At 64.7% G+C, this 2069-nt stretch carries 1 tRNA gene and 1 pseudogene; both read right to left on the bottom strand.

Annotation, left to right across the window (positions count from 1 at the left end):
- Positions 1-620: 620 nt before the first annotated feature.
- Positions 621-1707 (bottom strand): annotated as a pseudogene (locus VMD50_RS06545) (IS110 family RNA-guided transposase).
- Between the two features lie 277 nt (positions 1708-1984).
- Positions 1985-2058: transfer RNA gene (locus VMD50_RS06550), tRNA-Pro, on the bottom strand.
- Between the last annotated feature and the right edge of the window lie 11 nt (positions 2059-2069).

Genomic DNA, 2069 nt, shown 5'->3' on the forward strand with positions numbered 1-2069 from the left:
GTACTGCCTTGCGCAGCTCGACGTGCGTCCTCTTGCCGAGCAAGTTACGTAATAGGGCTTCGGTCTTGGCGGCCGTGGCCGATTTCGGCCGTCCACAATCTGCCGCCGCACACCGTCAACGACTACGGTCTGGGCATAGCCCCGATGTCGGTTCGACGTGAGGCCACCAACTTAGACCTGCGTGGCGTCCCGAACCAGGGAGCGACATCAGAGCCGCGTTTCTCATCGAGATCGGTGGCGGACCGATTACTCGACCTCAGACCGGGACAGCTGAAGCATCACGAGGGGCGCCCACTGATATGTAGAGCAATTTGTCAAGTGGACAGGGGGAAGCGGGCGCCCTGGACCGTCGTCGCGGGGCGCTCGCTTCGGTTGACCGAACTTGCTGTGAGGTGGTGGCGAGCGTGTCGAGGGCATCGACGCCGGTGTCAATTCTGATATTCGCGGGTTGGTTACCGCCAGGACGGACTGTTCGGTTGCAGTGGGGCCGCGCAGCTCTAGTTGTCGAGCGTCATCTTCCGTTGCGGTGCAAGGTGATTGCTCATAGTGCGCTCGCGGGTCACTGTCAGGCCGTTGCCGTCACCACCAGGGGGCATGTTCGGACAATGAGGGGCTGGTGGTCAGGTGTCCAGGACCGCCAGCGACCAGCACCAGCCAGCCAGTTCGCGGGCGATTGCGGTGTTAGCCACCGCTGCGCGTTTGCTGCGGGCATCGAAACGTCGCCAGCGTTCATAGAGCCGGCGGTTGGCCGGCTGCCCGCGGGCGCGCGCGGCCGGACTGGCAGCATCCCAGCGCCGCCGCAGCGTCGGGCTCCCAGGCTGGTAGGGCTTGCGGTGATGCCAGGCCGCCTCGATCAGCAACCGGCGCACATGACCGTTGCCGGTCTTGGTGATCGACCCCTGCGACCGTGTAGCTCCCGATGACGACTCGGTCGGGACCAACCCCACGTAGGCGCCGATTGAGCGGCCTGTCAACCGTGACCAGTCACCAATCTCAACGGCCAACCCGAACGCGGTCAAGGTCGAAACCCCGCGAAGGCACATCAACCGCCGCACCACCGGCTCATACACACTGTCGATGGCCAACTCGGCGATCCGCGCATCCAAGCGGTCGCGCCGATCCAGGGTGGCCAGCAAGGTATCCAGCGCTGTGTCGTAGGCCCACTGCAAGGGGACGGCGTCAAAGCGCTGCGCTTGCAGCCACAGTTGATGCCTGCCGGTCCAGGCTTTCCCACCGGAATAGACGATCCCTTGCCGCAGAAGAAGTTTCGACACACGCTGCCGCGCCGCCAAAAGATCCCGACGGCAATCCTCCCGAGCGCGCACCACATCACGGGCAGCTTCTTGCTCCACTGTCGGGACCGCAACCTCCACGATCTGACCCAGATGCAGCAGCCGAGCCAGATGCGCCGCGTCACGGGCGTCGGTCTTCACCCGATCCCCGGCCGGGCGCTGCAACTTCGACGGCGCCGCCACCCGGCAATCGATCCCGGCCACCGTCAGTGCCCGGGCCAGCCCGAACCCCGTCGGACCGGCCTCGTAGGGTAACCGCCACCGGCCCCGGCAACCCTGTAATCCATTCCAGGATTTCATGGTGATCCGGACACAACCGCCGCTCGAACACCTCACCGGTGTCCCCATCCAAACCGCACGCCACCACCGATCGTGCGTGCACATCCAAACCGATGCTCGTACGCTGAACCTTCACTGGGGCCTCCCACATCTTGTGGCTCTACCGGCCAGGACCCAATTCCTGTCGGCAACCCACGATCACATGTGAACGGAGGCCCCAGCCTCCTCATACCGTCTACTAGGGAAGCACCCAGCGATCACAGGCTGACAGTGCGCCGAATGCGCGCCGCCCGGGAGCACCCACGTCCGCTGCCCGACGCCTGGCAAGTTCTTGGCAAGTTCGGGGCGATTCGGCGACGTGACCAAAACACTCGAAACCCGCTCCGGTACTGGTCAGAGCGGGTTTTCGTGTGTCGGGCTGACAGGATTTGAACCTGCGACCACTTGACCCCCAGTCAAGTGCGCTACCAAACTGCGCCACAGCCCGGATGCCGCCGG

The sequence above is a fragment of the Mycobacterium sp. genome (assembly GCF_035506235.1).
In the GTDB taxonomy this organism is placed as follows: Bacteria; Actinomycetota; Actinomycetes; order Mycobacteriales; family Mycobacteriaceae; genus Mycobacterium.